The organism is Exiguobacterium sp. UBA6282, assembly GCF_002440475.1.
In the GTDB taxonomy this organism is placed as follows: domain Bacteria; phylum Bacillota; class Bacilli; order Exiguobacteriales; family Exiguobacteriaceae; genus Exiguobacterium_A.
Genome location: NZ_DJUM01000056.1, coordinates 1 through 15390 on the forward strand (window position 1 = coordinate 1; position 15390 = coordinate 15390).

The 15390-nt window shown below is 47.5% G+C and carries 18 protein-coding genes and 1 pseudogene; 16 read left to right on the forward strand and 3 right to left on the reverse strand.

Translation table 11 applies throughout. The annotated features are described in order from the left end of the window. Nucleotides 1–231: Hpt domain-containing protein (locus B2751_RS14810; protein ID WP_349679897.1), on the forward strand; the 231-nt coding region annotated here is incomplete at its 5' end. Nucleotides 232–284: 53 nt separating this feature from the next. On the opposite strand, the gene B2751_RS14815 is transcribed toward B2751_RS14810, so the two are convergent. After that, entirely contained in the window at nt 285–1163 is an 879-nt protein-coding gene (locus B2751_RS14815; RefSeq protein WP_035408954.1) for a chemotaxis protein CheV, read from the reverse strand. Nucleotides 1164–1381: 218 nt separating this feature from the next. Between B2751_RS14815 and B2751_RS14820 the strand changes: the two genes are divergently transcribed. The 10 genes from B2751_RS14820 to B2751_RS14865 all read left to right on the forward strand — a co-directional run bounded on the left by B2751_RS14820 (nt 1382) and on the right by B2751_RS14865 (nt 10843). Beyond that, nucleotides 1382–2821, forward strand: coding sequence for an NADP-dependent glyceraldehyde-3-phosphate dehydrogenase (locus B2751_RS14820; protein ID WP_035408951.1), 1440 nt, complete (start codon nt 1382–1384; stop codon nt 2819–2821). A gap of 172 nt (nt 2822–2993) precedes the next feature. Continuing rightward, a complete protein-coding gene (locus B2751_RS14825; protein WP_290775487.1) occupies nt 2994–3965 on the forward strand; it encodes an MBL fold metallo-hydrolase in 972 nt (323 codons plus the stop codon). Continuing rightward, the gene (locus B2751_RS14830) at nt 3965–4723 is read left to right on the forward strand and encodes an SDR family NAD(P)-dependent oxidoreductase (RefSeq protein WP_290749102.1); all 759 of its coding nucleotides are present in this window, start codon (nt 3965–3967) and stop codon (nt 4721–4723) included. The genes B2751_RS14825 and B2751_RS14830 overlap by 1 nt, the downstream gene beginning before the upstream one ends. A gap of 19 nt (nt 4724–4742) precedes the next feature. Further along, nucleotides 4743–5939 (forward strand): ABC transporter substrate-binding protein, encoded by a 1197-nt coding sequence (locus B2751_RS14835; protein ID WP_035408940.1) that lies wholly within the window; start codon nt 4743–4745, stop codon nt 5937–5939. Next, nucleotides 5926–6684, forward strand: coding sequence for an ABC transporter permease (locus tag B2751_RS14840; protein ID WP_290775489.1), 759 nt, complete (start codon nt 5926–5928; stop codon nt 6682–6684). Before B2751_RS14835 ends, B2751_RS14840 begins: the two co-directional genes overlap by 14 nt. Beyond that, the gene (locus tag B2751_RS14845; protein WP_290749110.1) at nt 6681–7427 is read left to right on the forward strand and encodes an ABC transporter permease; all 747 of its coding nucleotides are present in this window, start codon (nt 6681–6683) and stop codon (nt 7425–7427) included. The genes B2751_RS14840 and B2751_RS14845 overlap by 4 nt, the downstream gene beginning before the upstream one ends. Then, nucleotides 7399–8286 carry an ABC transporter ATP-binding protein gene (locus B2751_RS14850; protein WP_035408932.1) on the forward strand — a complete coding sequence of 296 codons (888 nt, stop codon included), beginning with the start codon at nt 7399–7401 and terminating at the stop codon, nt 8284–8286. The genes B2751_RS14845 and B2751_RS14850 overlap by 29 nt, the downstream gene beginning before the upstream one ends. Before the next feature lies 1 nt (nt 8287). Beyond that, entirely contained in the window at nt 8288–9454 is a 1167-nt protein-coding gene (locus B2751_RS14855) for an NUDIX domain-containing protein (protein WP_290775491.1), read from the forward strand. Between the two features lie 155 nt (nt 9455–9609). Further along, nucleotides 9610–10146 (forward strand): PadR family transcriptional regulator, encoded by a 537-nt coding sequence (locus B2751_RS14860; protein WP_035408921.1) that lies wholly within the window; start codon nt 9610–9612, stop codon nt 10144–10146. 79 nt (nt 10147–10225) lie between these two features. Then, the gene (locus tag B2751_RS14865) at nt 10226–10843 is read left to right on the forward strand and encodes a hypothetical protein (protein WP_290749119.1); all 618 of its coding nucleotides are present in this window, start codon (nt 10226–10228) and stop codon (nt 10841–10843) included. A gap of 66 nt (nt 10844–10909) precedes the next feature. On the opposite strand, the gene B2751_RS14870 is transcribed toward B2751_RS14865, so the two are convergent. After that, nucleotides 10910–11569 carry a type 1 glutamine amidotransferase domain-containing protein gene (locus B2751_RS14870; protein ID WP_035408915.1) on the reverse strand — a complete coding sequence of 220 codons (660 nt, stop codon included), beginning with the start codon at nt 11567–11569 and terminating at the stop codon, nt 10910–10912. A gap of 67 nt (nt 11570–11636) precedes the next feature. Further along, entirely contained in the window at nt 11637–12491 is an 855-nt protein-coding gene (locus B2751_RS14875) for an aldo/keto reductase (RefSeq protein WP_035408912.1), read from the reverse strand. A 167-nt stretch (nt 12492–12658) separates the two neighbouring features. Here B2751_RS14875 and B2751_RS14880 point away from each other — a divergent pair, with 167 nt between their 5' ends. The 5 genes and pseudogenes from B2751_RS14880 to B2751_RS15315 form a co-directional block, all read left to right on the forward strand. After that, on the forward strand, nt 12659–13189 hold the full coding sequence (locus tag B2751_RS14880; protein WP_290775494.1) for an NUDIX domain-containing protein: 531 nt from the start codon (nt 12659–12661) through the stop codon (nt 13187–13189). 101 nt (nt 13190–13290) lie between these two features. Continuing rightward, complete coding sequence (locus B2751_RS14885) at nt 13291–13773, forward strand: Fur family transcriptional regulator (RefSeq protein ID WP_023467675.1); 483 nt, start codon at nt 13291–13293, stop codon at nt 13771–13773. 125 nt (nt 13774–13898) lie between these two features. After that, on the forward strand, nt 13899–14783 hold the full coding sequence (gene xerD, locus B2751_RS14890; RefSeq protein ID WP_035408906.1) for a site-specific tyrosine recombinase XerD: 885 nt from the start codon (nt 13899–13901) through the stop codon (nt 14781–14783). A 153-nt stretch (nt 14784–14936) separates the two neighbouring features. Continuing rightward, the gene (locus tag B2751_RS15310; protein ID WP_422653611.1) at nt 14937–15164 is read left to right on the forward strand and encodes a hypothetical protein; all 228 of its coding nucleotides are present in this window, start codon (nt 14937–14939) and stop codon (nt 15162–15164) included. Further along, nucleotides 15161–15390 (forward strand): annotated as a pseudogene (locus B2751_RS15315) (phosphopentomutase); the annotation flags it as partial. The gene B2751_RS15310 and the pseudogene B2751_RS15315, both read left to right, overlap by 4 nt.

The following is a 15390-nucleotide window of genomic DNA, read 5'->3' on the forward strand; positions in this document are numbered from 1 at the left end:
AAACAAGATGCTGAGCAAACTGAAAAGCTCGCTCACTTGCTAAAAGGTGCTTCCTATTCCGTTGCCGCTGATGATTTAGCCGATGATTTCGAACTGCTTGAAAAAGAAGCAGAATCCGGTTCCATGACCGGTACGCAAGAAATCGTCGATCGGATTGAAGACAGCATGGTTGAATTCCGGGTCATCTGGCTCGATGTGTTTACTGGAAAAAATCTTGACGTACTGCGTTGAGGAATCGAATAGATTAAAAAAGCCGACATCTCGTCGGCTTTTTTTCTTTTTTCTTATAAGACGTATGAATCAACCGTTTCGATCAATCGACCGATTTCCGGTTTCGTGATTTGTGCATTGACACCAACGGACTCGCCTTTATGGCGTAAATCGTCGGAAATCAAGGAAGAGAAGACAATGATCGGCAGTTCTGCATAACGATCATCTTCACGGAGTCGTTTCGTTAAATGAAGTCCATCCATCTTCGGCATCTCGATATCGGTGATCAGGAGGTCACAGTTGCTTCCGTTCTCAAACGCATCAAAAGCTTCCTTACCATTGATGAACCACTTCAGTCCGTGGTAACCGGCTTCCTCGAGTGTTTCGATGATCAACGTCCGGAGCATTTCCGAGTCTTCGGCAATCCAGATGATTTTATCGGACCGGTCACGGGACTGGACGCGACGTCCTTCTTCGCGGGCGAAGATATCCTTGCGTGAGAGCTCAAGGGCAATTTTTTCATAGTCGAGCAAGATGATCATCTTGTCGCCCGTTTTGACGACACCGTTCGTTAATCCTTCGATGCCACGAGCGAGTTCGTTTGGTGTATCGATCTGTTCCCATGAGATACGACGGATTTCCGTCACGGAATCGACACGCAGGACGCTCTTTTCCCCATTGAATTCACAGATGATCAGTCGATCCTCGGTTGCTTCGTCGTGGGGAACACCGATGACTGTAGGCAAATCGATCACCGTCATGACTTCGCCGCGGAGTTCGATCAATCCTTTGACAGCATCCGGTGTACCCGGAAGTGGTGTCATCGGGAGCGGAACGATGATTTCCCGAACCTTCATGACGTTGATACCGAACGTATACGGACCGCAATGGAAGATGACGATCTCGAGTTCGTTCGTGCCGGCTTCTAATAAAATATCGTGCTGATTGTACATATGGTTGTGCCCCTTTCCATTACCTTCACTTCACTTCTGACTAGTTATCGGCATGCTACGTTAAAAATTCTAGTTCTGAATCGACAAAAAAAGTGTTGTAATCGCTTTCATAATATGTTAAGCAAAAAGTTTGGCATTTGTCAGACCAATTGATTACAATAAGCTATGCAGCCACACACTGAAATGAGAGAGATAAAAATAAATGGAGGTAGAGTGGAATGACTACAGCAACAACCTACACGTTTTTACTAGATGGAAAATGGCATGAAAGTGAATCAAAAGAGACGATTGAAATCTCTTCACCATATAAAGAGGATCTTGTCGGTCGTGTTCAAGCGATGACAAAACCAGAAGTCGATCGTGCCATCGCTTCAGCGAAAGCGGCACAAGCAGAGTGGGCAAAACAACCAGCGAACAAACGGGCTGAACTGCTTCACGCTTGGGCAACGGAACTCGAGAAACGTGCGGACGAAATCGGTGAAGTCATCATGCGCGAAGTCGGTAAAGGACGTGCAGATGGCGTCAAAGAAGTCAAACGGACAGCTGAAATCATTCGCTACACTGCGGAAGAAGGTCTCCGTTTCGACGGTCAGATGATGCAAGGGGATTCGTTCCCAGGCGGTAGCGCGAAAAAAATCGCGGTCATCAAAAAAGCGCCACTCGGTGTCGTGCTTGCCATCTCACCGTTCAACTACCCAGTTAACTTGGCAGCAGCGAAACTCGCACCTGCACTCATGACAGGGAACGCCGTCGTCTTTAAACCGGCAACACAAGGTTCAATCAGCGGTATCTTAATGGTCGAGGCACTCGTCGCAGCAGGCCTTCCAGCTGGACTCGTAAACATCGTCACAGGTCGTGGATCAGTCATCGGTGATTACTTGACAGCTCATCCGGGAATCAACATGATCACATTCACAGGTGGTACAGGAACAGGACAACATTTATCACGTCAATCTGCAATGATTCCACTTGTCCTTGAACTCGGTGGAAAAGACCCGGCACTCGTTCTTGAGGATGCGAACCTGTCCCTTGCAGCAGATCACATCATCAGTGGTGCATTCTCTTACTCAGGTCAACGTTGTACAGCAATCAAACGTGTCTTCGTTCTCGATCACCAAGCGGATGCGCTTATTGAAGAACTTAAGACTCGAATTGCAAAATTGACAGTCGGTTCACCTGAACAAGAAAGTGTCGTCGTACCACTCATCGATACGAAATCAGCGGACTTCGTCGAAGGCTTGATTACGGACGCAACAGACAAGGGCGCAACGCTCGTCACAGGTGGCGGACGTACAGCGAACTTGATCGAACCAACACTTCTTGACAACGTGACACGTGACATGCGCGTCGCTTGGGAAGAGCCGTTCGGACCAGTTCTTCCAATTATTCGTGTTAACTCAGTCGACGAAATGATCGCATACTCGAACGAATCAGAATACGGTCTTCAAGCAAGTGTCTTCACGGAAAACATCGATGCTGCGTTTGCGGTAGCGGACGCGCTTGAAACAGGTTCTGTTCAAATCAATGGACGTACGGAACGTGGTCCTGACCACTTCCCATTCATCGGTGTTAAATCATCGGGTCTTGGTGTTCAAGGTGTCGGACGTAGCTTAGCTTCGATGACACGCGACAAATTAACAGTCCTCAACTTAAAATAAGTTTTTGACCGACCTTTCAATCTGCGGAAAGGTCGGTTTTTTGTGCATCCATTTCTTATACTCTACGTAAGCTAGACAACAAATATCATCCGTTGACGCACAAAGTTTGGCGCTATAGCTTCATTCTCTCTATAATGAAAGAAAATGGACGAGAGAAAAGAGGCGTGTAGGCATGACTGTATCAGACGAAATCATCCCGATTCCGATTCCCACACCATTTCCTGTAGGGGACGTGAACTGTTATGTGTTACGAACGGAAGGGGAAAACATCCTCATTGATTGTGGACCCGATACACTCGAGGCGTGGCAAATGATGCAACAGACGCTTGCGCGACACGATTTGAGGGTTGAGGATTTAGATCGTGTCATCGTGACGCATCACCATGCGGATCATGCTGGGATGGCACATCGATTTTCAGAGAAAGGCATTCCTGTCTATGGACATGCGCGGTTGCGCCCGTATTTGGAACAGGACGAGACGTTCCTAAACAATGGGGACGTGTTCTTACGTCGACTGGCGACTTCATTTGGTGTTCCGTCAGCGATTCAAGAGATGTTACCGAGCTATCAATCTGCCTTAAAATGGCTTGGAAAAGGTCAGCTTGATTTCATATTAAAGGAAGGCGACGCAATTACACCTTCTGGGCGATATCGCGTCATCGAACTGCCAGGTCATGCGAGTGACCAAATCGGAATTTTAAGCGACGATGGTATATTGTTCGCGGCGGACCATTTGCTGGACCGGGTCGAACCGAACCCGTTGCTTGAACAACCGCAACCGGGTGATGACGTGCTCGTGAAACGACCCGTTCTTGCGTATCTCGACTCCTTGGAAAAACTACAAGGAGAACAGATCCGAATTGCGTATACCGGTCATGGTGATCCGATTCGCGATGTCGCGGCACTCGTTGAAGAACGATTGATGCAACGCAAGGCACGCGGCGATCAACTGTTAAAGTATTTTTTAGAAGAGCATACGTTATTTGAATTAGCACAAGTGACGTATGGGAATCGATTAAAAAAATCATTCCCACTCGTCATGAGTGAAATGAAGGCACGTCTTGATACGCTTGTCGCACGTGGTGCGATTACGGTTGAGAAACGATCTGGTATCCTCTACTATTCGAAAATGGAGGAAGTTTAATGCAACTCATCAACCGGACGATCGTCATCACCGGTGCTTCAAGTGGACTCGGGGAAGCACTGGCGCGCACTCTGCATAAAGAAGGGGCAAACTTGATTTTAATCGCACGACGAGAGGATCGATTACAAACGTTAGCATCTGAACTCCAGGCAGACTACCTGGTCTACGATTTGGAAGTGGCGCCCGAAATTCTTGCGAAAACACTCGCAAATCGTTATGGACGAATCGATATTTTGATTAATAACGCAGGTTTCGGGGAATTCAGCTTCCTAGACGATACCTCGATTGAAACGATCGAATCGATGCACCGAATCAATGTCTTAAGTCCTGTTCGTCTAACGAAAGCGTGCCTTCCGTTACTTCGAGAAGGCGGCATGATCGTCAATGTCGCGAGTCAAGCAGGAAAGCTGCCGACACCGAAGTCGACGATCTATTGCATGACGAAAGCTGCTATGTTGCAGTTTTCGAATGCGTTACGTCTGGAGTTACGTCCAAAAGGCATCCACGTCATGACGGTCAACCCAGGACCGATTGCGACGGAATTTTTTGTTCGAGCTGACATCAGCCGAAAATATGAAAAAAACGTGGCTTCGATCGTCTTATCGAAAGAACAACTCGCACTGACCGTCGTTCGGGCGATGCGTCGCCGAAAGCGAGAGGTCAATGCGCCGTGGTGGATGGAGCTTTCCGCAAAAGGATACGGCGTCATGCCGCGGCTGATTGAATGGTTAGGAAAATCAGGTTTTGACAAAAAGTGATGACGGAGGAGAACAACGAATGAAAACAAAAGTAATGAGCTTTCTTGCATTAGGTACCTTGCTTGCCGGGTGCGGGACGCCGGATGCGACACCGGAACCGAAAAACGTTTTAGGAACCGCTTATCAGACGATTGAGAAAGAAGCAGAAAAATCAACGGTTCGGATGTACATGTGGGGGGGCGATGACGGAATCAACGCCTATATCGATGAATATGTGACGCCCCGTCTGAAGAAGGAACATAATATTACGCTCGAACGCGTTCCGATCGAGACGGCAGACATTATTCAAAAATTACGTGCTGAGAAAAAGGCAGGTAAGGAAAAAGGCGTCATCGATGTCGTCTGGATTAATGGCGATAACTTCTTGAATGCTAAAAAAGATGAGTTACTTTATGGGGAAATTACAAAAGTTCTTCCAAACATGAAATACGTTGATGCTGCCGCCCAAAGTTCAGATAGCGGTACGAAAACAGACGGGCTCGAAGCCGCATGGGGAAAAGTCCAATATACGTTGCACTATGACGCAGCTGATGTAAAGTCGCCACCAAAGGACTTACAAGCGTTGAAGTCTTGGGTCAAGGAAAATCCAGGACGTTTCACGTATCCAGAAGTGACGGATTTTACAGGAAACGCCTTCGTCCGTCACGTCATGTATGGTGTCGAATCGAACGCGACCCTAAAAGACCCAAAAGCAGACTTCAAGAAGACATGGGCTTACCTGAACGAAATCAAACCGTACCTCTGGAAAAAGGGGAAGACGTATCCGAAGACGCTTGCGCAACTCGATCAGTTATACGCGAAGGGAGACGTCGACTTCACGATGGGCTTCAACGAACGACGGGCAGAACAAGAAGTGAAGTCAGGAACGTTTCCGAAACAAACGCGTCCGATTGTTTTGAAGGATGGCTCAATCGCATCGACCCATTTCCTTTCCGTACCATTCAATGCACCGAACCCGAGAGGTGCACTCGTTACGATCAATACGCTGTTGTCACCAGAGGCACAATTGAAAAAATATGATGCGACTTACTGGGGCGATGGAACGAGTCTCGATTTGTCGACACTTGATCAGGCAGAACAAAAGCAGTTCGCTGATGTACCGGCCGCACCGTCGACACCGAAGCCGAGTGTCTTTGAAGGGAAAGTCCGGACGGAACTAGATCCATCGGTCTTCGAGATGATCCGTAAGGAATGGCCGTCTCGTGTGGCGCGGTAACGTATATCCTGCTGCAATTCTGATGGCAGGGATGGTCTTATACGGGCTGTGGGTCAGTGTTTCAATGACGTCACCCGCCGACTATCATGAGCTACTGACGGATGACGTCTTTTTAGAGAGTCTAACCGTCAGTAGTTACGTTGCCATCGTGAGTACGGGCATTGCCTTGATCATCGGTGTGATGCTCGCACGAATCTTGAGCAGAACACGGCTAGCGGTGTTGCTCGCGATTCCGTTATTCATTCCTCATCTAGGAGCGGCGTATCTCGCAATCCTCTACCTCAGTGATGTGCCGATCATCGGACCGCATGAAGGGAACTACATCAGTGTCATCTTGACGTATCTATATAAAGAAATTCCGTTCGTCTTTTTTTATCTCTTACCGGTTGTACGACGTCTCGATCCACGTTACCAAGAACTCGGTATGATGCTCGATTTATCGCCAGTGCGCCGATTCTGGCATGCACGGGGTGTGTTCCTGCTCGTTCCCATGCTTGAAGCCGGCTTTATCTTACTTGCCTTTATTTTATTTGCGTATGAAATTCCGGCATTACTCGGCGTGACCTATCCGAAATTACTTGGCGTCTATGCCTTTGACTTATACACACAAGGTGATTTATCGGAACAACCGCTCGCTTTTGCGATGAGTGTCGTCTTGACGGGTGGACTTTTCCTCTTACTAGTGCTCATGACGGGTTTAACCCGCCCGTTGGCAACGAAGATCAGTAGGGGGCGAAGTGAATGAAAAAAACTAGCGTCATCGTATGTATTGTTCTTCTTTTCAACGTTCCATTGATCGGTTTAATTCCGGGAGAATGGAATTGGAATCCGCGTCTTGAAGCAACGCTTGGTACGACCATTGCGATGGTCTGTGCCGTTATATTGTTAAATCATCTCTTCGGATACATGGCAGGAAAAGCGATCGCTTTTCAAACCGGGACACGCATTCGTATAGCAGAGTTCTTGATTAGTTTGCCGCTATTCGTTCCCGTCTTATTGTTGTCGTTCGGTCTCTATTTGACATGGATCCGGCTCGGTCTGGCAGATCGTTTTTTCGGTGTACTGCTCGTGTTGCTTCTGCCGACATTGCCATATACAGTCCGTTTGTACACGAACGGATTTCAGACGCTCGGTGAGCGGATGCTCGAACAGATGGTCTTGCTCGAAGGAAATCGATTCAAACGTTGGTTTTATTTGACGGGACCGATGTTACGATCGACATTACAGTCCGTGACGTTGCTCGTCACCGTGATCACGATCAGTCAATATGCTCTTGTTGCGTTGATTGGAGGCGGAATCGTCCGCATGATCGCACTGGAAGTGTTCCCGGCGTATTCTGGTAATTCCCAGGAGGCAGCTCGTCTGGCGACACTTTGGTTGATTGGATTACCTATTCTTTTTTATGTATTACAAGCCGTTATTTTTTCTAGCTGGATACGAATCGTACGGAGGCGTTTAAATGGAAGTCACGATACAACAAGTCAATAAACGATTTGGAAGCAAACAAGTGTTGTCTGATATCGATGTAAGCATCGCGTCTGGACAATGCGTGGCTTTAGTCGGACCGAGTGGTAGCGGGAAAACGACGCTTCTCCGCCTGATTGCGGGTCTCGAACGTGTGACGAGTGGAGTGATTCGATTTGGGGAACGAGACGTCACGACACTCTCTCCGAATCAACGAGGTGTGACGATGATGTTTCAACGCTCTTTATTGTTTCCGCATTTGAACGTTGAACAAAACATTCGCCTCGGTGCGAAACAGTTAACACCGATCGAACTTGATTCTTGGTTATATCGCGTTGGACTCGAGGGGAGAGGACGAAGTGCCATCCACGAACTTTCAGGTGGTGAACAGCAACGTGCGAGTCTAGCTCGTGCGCTGGCGAGTCAGCCGGACTTCTTGTTGCTCGATGAACCGTTCTCGAGTCTAGATGTACCGAGACGACGAGAACTTCGGACATTGATCCGAAAGTTGACCGAGGAACAAGGCGTCACGACACTGCTTGTCACGCATGACCGGGAAGAGGCAATGGCGATGGCAGATGTCATTTATGTTTTGGAACAAGGACGGATCGTGGATCGCGGCACACCGATCACGCTCAGTCAGACAAGTCCGTTTTTCGGTGAAGGCATCTACATCGAAGCGACTTGGTATCCGTTGACGTCAGTTAACTTGGTCTCAAGACCGACGAAGGAAACGGATGAGCGTGTTACGATTACGAAAGAACTCATTCAATATGGCGTTCGGTTCTACGAAGTGGAACGGCCATCAGGCGAACGGCTCGTACTTTCTTCAGACGAGACGATTCATTCGATAGAAGGGTATATCGTTAGAAAGGAGGGGTGACATGTTAGATACGCGTGCGCGTAAAATCGTTCAACCCCTGTTTGATCAAGGGGCGACCTTATTTAAGAAAATTGGATTATCAGCGACGCAGGTGACGATCATTTCGGGCATCATCGGTGGTGCGACAGGCTTTTTCGTCTATAACGACATGATGGGAACGGCAATTGTCCTATTGTGGATCTCGGGTATGCTCGACGTTATTGATGGCACGATGGCAAGAAAAGAGAAGACAACACCAATTGGTACGATCCTTGATCTTGTTCTCGACCGAATTGTCGAACTGTCAGTGTTAATTGGTCTCGCACTCCGGTTTCCGGAAACGCAGGTTGTGATTCTGTTACTTGTCGCATCATTCGTCATTGGGATGACGATGTTCCTTGCGATCGGAGCAGTTAGTGAGAACTACGGTTACAAGTCGTTTCAATATCAACCAGGACTCATCGAACGAACGGAAGGATTTCTATTCTTGACGGCGATGATTCTGTTTCCAAGTGCTATCATCTGGATCGCAAGTGTCTTCTTGATCGCTGAACTCTATACGGTTGGAGAACGATTCCATCAAGNNGAAGGTGTTACGATGAGTGAACAAGAGATGATCATGACGGTGGACCGAGCTGGGAATCCGCTCGGACCGTGTCCGCGATCAGAAGTCCACGCAAAAGGTCTATGGCATGAAACGTTTCATTGTTTCGTCTATGATCCAACGCGGGACGTCGTGTTGCTCCAGCAACGTTCTGAACAAAAGAAGGACTTTCCGGGAATGCTCGATATCACGGCAGCCGGTCATCTGCTTGCAAATGAGACGGTTGAAGATGGTGTCCGGGAACTCGAAGAAGAGATTGGTTTAGCTTATACCTTTGATCAACTAATACCTCTTGGAGTTCAGGAGGAGGAGTTTCGGGATGCGACACTTTGGGATTGTGAACGATGCCATGTGTTTCTCGCACAAAGTGATCAAGCGTTAGAATCGTATATGCTCCAGGAAACCGAAGTGAAACGATTAATCGCTTTTTCGATTGAGCAGTTGGATCGCATCGCTGACGTGACGATTGAGCGTATTCAGGATAAAACAGGAGAATGGTTCGATCGTCATCAATTCGTTCCGCATCCTTCTTCTTACTGGAAACATGTCCAACAGGGAATCGAAAGATTACGTAACCTAAGCTAATCTTGAGAATCATGACACAGAACGACCTACGATCGAATGTGATGTCGACGTAGGTCGTTTTCATTCGTACATTTGTTCGACACGAGAGTAGCGAAATTCAGGTATATTTGAGATAATTAAGTATATATACAAAAGAAGGAAAGAAGGTGCAGCCAGTGGCATTACGATTTGCACTACTCGGGCTGCTGACCCAAGGGGAAGCGACCGGTTATGATTTGAGCGCGACTTTTAAAAAACAGATGATCCACTTCTGGACCGCACATCATACACAAATATACCGAGAGTTGTTGAAAATGGAAGAGGCAGAACTCGTGACGAGCGTTCATATCGTTCAAGAAGATCTGCCGGATAAGAAAGTCTATTCGATTACCGATAAAGGGCGGACGGAGCTCGTCGAATGGTTACGGACACCAAATGAATTCAAACCGAAGATGAAGGATGAGAACTTGATGCGTGTCTCGCTCTTGCATCTTCTCCCACCAGAGGAAGCTGTCGCTTATCTAGAAGAATCGAAGCGACACCATCAATTTGCCGTCGAGATGATGCAAAGTTGGCGTCACGACCATCTCGAGAACGGTGCGACACTAGGTGAGACCTTGACGAGTGAATACGGCTTGCGTATGATGTTGAATTACTTGGACTGGTGTGATTGGGCGATCGCGGAAATCAAAAAAAACGGAGCGAACGTCTAACAAAACTGGCTCGACTGTCATGTAGATGGCGGATTCGAGCCAGTCTTGTTTTTGATGAGATGAAGTAAGGAGTTAAACCATGTACTTTAATGATTACGAAGACTGGATCGAAGAAGAGGCAGAAGCGTTATTTCACCTACATGAAGAACCGTTGACGCGAGAAGCGACGTCGTATTCGCAATTTACGGCGTATGTAGAGGAGGCACTCCTCGAGCCATTATTACTCAAATTACGCTGGCTCGGAGAAGCGGAAGAAGAGGAGATTCTAGAACAGGCGGATCCAACCGTCTGGAAGAATGCTTCGGGCAATTCGGAAGCCTCACTTCGTCGAGATGTATTACGACGAGTCGTCGAGCGAGACTTGACGGCGCATATCCTTGCGTACCTGACACCGATTCTTGAAGCTAGACAAACAGCTTATGAGACAGAATTAGAACAGCTTCAATTGGCCCATGCTGAACAAATGGATGAGGTCAAACAGCATGAGCAACAGATTGAGATCGGACCACCACCTGAGAAAATTAAAAAGTGGTGGTATTTCAAAGAAAAAGAAGTAGCTCGTTCCTTTACAGAGGAAGAACGATCAATGCTGCGAGCTCAACAGCAACAACTCGAAGACGAGTTAAAGCGGCTTGAACGAAAAAAGCGTGAGACAGAAGCCGATCTCGAACGATTGGATTCGCTTCATCGGTTATAATTCACGTCAAAAAATGGAGCAGACGACATGATGTCGCCTGCTCCATTTTGTATAGAGACTACTCGATTAAGCCTGTGTAGCCAGTTTCGCAAGGACTAGTTTTGCGACTGCTTCACTTGAAGCCGGATTTTGTCCTGTAACGACATTGCCATCGATGACAGCGAACTCTTTACCAGCATCCGATGTCAGGAAAGTAGCCCCTTCACCGCGAAGTGTCGTCTCGAGCAAGAATGGTACTTTATCTTCGAGACCTGTTGATTTTTCCTCTTCATCTGTAAAGCCGTTGATTTGACGACCTGATACGAAGGGTTTGCCATCGATCATGACGTGCGCGAAGGCAGCAGGACCATGACAGACCGATGCGACGACGCCGTCTTTTTTGATGACAGCTTCGATAGCACTCGCCACTTGTGGGTTATTCGGGAAGTCGACGACCGCACCGTGACCACCTGGGAAGTAGACAGCGTCAAATGATGCTGGATCTACTTCAGAAAGTGCTTTCGTATCGTGCAACGCACGGCGAGCATCTTGGAATTTCGGTAAGATCTCTTTGACGATCGATGCTTTATCAATTGGAACATCTCCGCCTTTGATGGACGTGACCGTCACGTCATGTCCTGCATCTTTGAACAGGTTGTAAGGTGCTGCGAACTCCTCGAACCATAATCCTGTTTTGTGACCATTCATGTCATCTGCGCTTGTTGATACGATTAAAATACGTGCCATAATAAAACTCCTCCTCTGTATGAACGTTACAAAGAAGGAGATTCCCGGAGAAATGGAGTGTTAAACCTTACCGGTGTTCGGTATAGTGATGAACTGGCAGTGTAGCAAGCGCCTGGTCGATCTGAGCTTGCGAAACCGGCTCTCTCATCGCTTGGACGTTTGCTTGAAGTTGCGACACGCTTGACGCACCTGGAAGGACGATATCGACCTGTTGATCGATTGCTTGCAATGCAAGCGCTGGAAGCGGGAAGTTTTGTAATTGTTGTAGACTGGCTTCGAGCGTCTCTTTATCGAACTGTTCGAAACGATCAACCGACTGCAGGCGTGAGGCACTTTCGTGTGTCAACAGTCCTTTTGCTAGTGGACCGCGGGCAACGACTTGGATGTTTTTCTCTTTTAAGCGTGGTAACAACTCTTCGATGCGACGATCGAGCAATGAATAAGGCGTCATCAAGTAAGAGAAATTACTATGCTCAAGCCAATATTCGATGACGTTCGGTCGCAATGACGAGAGACCATATTCCTTGATTTTCCCCTCTGCTTTTAAGTCTTCCATCGCGCGAATCGATGCGTCGATATCGTCGTCCATCGTGCCACCATGGACGTAATATAGGTCGAGGTAAGGTGTTTCGAGTCGATTTAAACTTTCAAGACAGGCTTGCTTCAAATAGTCATAACTCGGATCCCATGTCCAACCGGTTCCGGTCGCATTCATTCGATTGCCACCTTTTGAGGCAAGAAACAATCGACTACGATCCTCTTGCGCGAAGGTTTGACCGATAATCGATTCGACGGCTCCGTTTGCATAGACATCCGCTGTGTCGAAATGGGTGATACCCGCGTCGAGTGCCGTCCGCAGGATTGCTGCCGCTTCTTCCTGTCCGCGTTTTAAGATCGTCATCGTACCTAATCCTAATGACATGTTCAATTCCCTCTTTTCTTAAATGAACTGTAAGTTTGGAACTTCTGCATTCTAGTGTATCATATCTTATGAAAAAGACGGCTTGAAGTCTTGCGGCAATACGTCGGAAACGGCATACTAATCATGACAGAGAACGTAAACTAGGATAGAAGAGGGGAACACTACCGATGGAAGAAAAAACGATTGAACGTGAAGTGATCTATGAAGGAAAAGTTTTTGATGTCGAGAAACATGTCGTCACGTTACCGAACGGTAATACCTCGGTTCGTGAACTGGTCTATCATAATGGTGCCGTCGCCATCATCGCTTTTGATGAACAAGGGGATCTGATTGTCGTTGAACAATATCGGAAGGCGTTCGAGAGTCTATCGATCGAGATACCAGCGGGCAAACTCGAGAAAGGTGAAGATCCACTCGATTGTGCCGGACGTGAATTAAAGGAAGAAACAGGTTACGTCGCGAAAGAGTTACGACATCTCTTTGATTTCTACGGTGCGCCTGGTTTCTGTAGCGAACGTGTACATATTTATGAAGCGATTGGTCTTACTGCCGGTGATCGTCAGCTCGATGAAGATGAGTTCCTTGAGAACAAAACATTGAAGCTTGAACAAGCGCTCGAACTCGTAGCAAACGGAACGATTGTCGACGCGAAGACAATCATGGCGATTCAGCATTGGCAGATCCGTACTTTAAAATGATTCTCATTTAAATGATTTTCAGTTGATAATCATTTTAATTTGAAAAAAGACTGAGTTTCAGCTATGATAATAGCATCAGTTCGAACAAAGGGGGCGCTATGATGGAAAGTCGTGTAGAACGCATCAAAAAACAGCTAAGCGGTAAAGGATATAAGCTGACTCCCCAACGTGAAGCGACTGTGCGTGTCCTGCTCGAACATGAGTCGGATCACCTCAGTGCCGAAAATGTCTTTCTCCTTGTAAAAGAAAAGAACTCCGACATCGGACTTGCGACGGTTTACCGGACGCTCGAATTATTGACGGAGCTCGAAGTCGTCGATAAGGTCAACTTCGGAGATGGCGTATCCCGGTTTGATTTACGACAAGAAGGTGCGAGTCATTCGCATCACCATCTCGTCTGTATCGAATGTGGATCCGTCGAAGAGATTTTAGACGATATGCTTGAAGAAGTAGAGAAAGAAATCGTGTCCCGATTCCATTTCAAAATCAAGGATCACCGCCTGACATTCCATGGCGTCTGCCGTGTCTGCCAAGAGCGTCACGCTCGGGAAGCGTTGGAACAATCGCAAACACAAACAGTCTGACCGTCCGAGGAAATTTCGGATGGTTTTTCTTTTTCGATTTTTATAGGTCAGACCTCTTCACAACGGTTTACACCTTTGATATGATGGGAAAGTAAGCGATTTCGTAAACGAAGAGGATGAGTTCAGTGCGTGAACAACTGGAAGCATTTATCAACTATTTAGTGATTGAACGGCAAATGTCCGCGAATACGGCAGCTGCGTATCGAAATGATTTGAATCAATACTTACAGACGCTCGAAACAGCGGAAGTTTCTTCGTTTGAACAGGTTCACCGACATCATATCGTCGACCACATTGAACGATTGCTTGAAGCACGCAAGTCACGATCGACGGTCCGGCGGGCGACGAGCTCAATCCGTTCGTTCCATCAATATCTGGTCGAAGAGAAACTAACGACGCATGATCCGTCCCGTCATCTTGATTTACCGAAACCGGAGAAGAAGCTTCCCGTCGTCTGGAGTCAAACCGACGTCGAACGTTTACTTGATTCGGTCGTCGGTGTCGATCCGCTTACACGACGAGATGCAGCAATGCTTGAGCTTCTCTATGGAACAGGCATGCGCGTCAGCGAACTGCTCCAACTGAAGTTGAACGATTTGCAACTCGAACTCGGGTATCTGTCGTGTCTTGGGAAAGGGAATAAATCCCGGATCATCCCGATGAGTACGACATCGATTGAGAGCGTCAGAACATATCTTGATCTCGCGCGCAACAGTCTCGGTGGTCAACAGACGGACGATGTCTTCTTAAACAGTCGTGGTGATCGTTTATCACGGCAAGGATTTTGGAAGATGATCAAGCGACGGGCAAAGGAAGCGGGTATTGAAAAAGAGATCACACCACACGTCCTGCGCCATTCGTTCGCGACCCATCTACTTGAAAATGGTGCCGATTTACGCGTCGTACAAGAAATGCTAGGACACGCTGATTTGTCGACGACACAAATGTATACACACGTCAACAAAGCACGACTCCACGACGTGTATAAGAAACATCATCCACGGGCGTGATGGTTCTATCTTTTAAAGGTCTGACTTCAGACAAATGATGCGTTTTGTCTAGTCCCTTTCCGGGAAAAATCGTAACGGGAATCGCACAACTACAGCTCGTAATAGGAGGAATAGCAAATGGCTCAATCATTTAAACGTGTATTTTTGATCGTCATGGACTCCGTAGGAATCGGAGAAGCACCGGACGCTGAACAGTTCGGAGATCTTGGTTCGCATACGCTCGGTCACATCGCGCGTGAACGCAACGGACTCAACATGCCGAACATNNGGCAAAACTCGGTCTCTCGCATATCGAACCGATCGAAGGTATCTCAGCTGAAGAAGCACCGCTTGCGGCATACGGAAAAATGCAGGAAGTATCTGCAGGGAAAGATACGATGACAGGGCATTGGGAGATCATGGGACTCCGGATCGATACACCATTCCGTGTCTTCGAAAAATTCCCGGATGATTTGATTCATCGCTTAGAAGAGTTCTCAGGGCGGAAGATCATCGGGAATAAACCGGCTTCTGGTACGGAAATTCTCGACGAACTCGGACAAGAACATGTCGAGACAGGCGCCCTGATCGTCTATACGTCGGCAGACTCTGTCCTTCAAATCGCAGC

What these genes read in the sequence shown, in the direction of transcription:
- B2751_RS14830 (WP_290749102.1), top strand. Translation starts at nt 3,965, where the DNA reads ATGCAACTCATCAACCGGACGATCGTCATCACCGGTGCTTCAAGTGGA.
- B2751_RS14875 (WP_035408912.1), bottom strand. Translation starts at nt 12,491, where the DNA reads ATGTCATTAGGATTAGGTACGATGACGATCTTAAAACGCGGACAGGAA.
- B2751_RS14845 (WP_290749110.1), top strand. Translation starts at nt 6,681, where the DNA reads ATGAAAAAAACTAGCGTCATCGTATGTATTGTTCTTCTTTTCAACGTT.
- B2751_RS14815 (WP_035408954.1), bottom strand. Translation starts at nt 1,163, where the DNA reads ATGTACAATCAGCACGATATTTTATTAGAAGCCGGCACGAACGAACTC.
- B2751_RS14870 (WP_035408915.1), bottom strand. Translation starts at nt 11,569, where the DNA reads ATGGCACGTATTTTAATCGTATCAACAAGCGCAGATGACATGAATGGT.
- B2751_RS14835 (WP_035408940.1), top strand. Translation starts at nt 4,743, where the DNA reads ATGAAAACAAAAGTAATGAGCTTTCTTGCATTAGGTACCTTGCTTGCC.
- B2751_RS14850 (WP_035408932.1), top strand. Translation starts at nt 7,399, where the DNA reads ATGGAAGTCACGATACAACAAGTCAATAAACGATTTGGAAGCAAACAA.
- B2751_RS14820 (WP_035408951.1), top strand. Translation starts at nt 1,382, where the DNA reads ATGACTACAGCAACAACCTACACGTTTTTACTAGATGGAAAATGGCAT.
- B2751_RS14825 (WP_290775487.1), top strand. Translation starts at nt 2,994, where the DNA reads ATGACTGTATCAGACGAAATCATCCCGATTCCGATTCCCACACCATTT.
- B2751_RS14865 (WP_290749119.1), top strand. Translation starts at nt 10,226, where the DNA reads ATGTACTTTAATGATTACGAAGACTGGATCGAAGAAGAGGCAGAAGCG.
- B2751_RS14880 (WP_290775494.1), top strand. Translation starts at nt 12,659, where the DNA reads ATGGAAGAAAAAACGATTGAACGTGAAGTGATCTATGAAGGAAAAGTT.
- B2751_RS14885 (WP_023467675.1), top strand. Translation starts at nt 13,291, where the DNA reads ATGGAAAGTCGTGTAGAACGCATCAAAAAACAGCTAAGCGGTAAAGGA.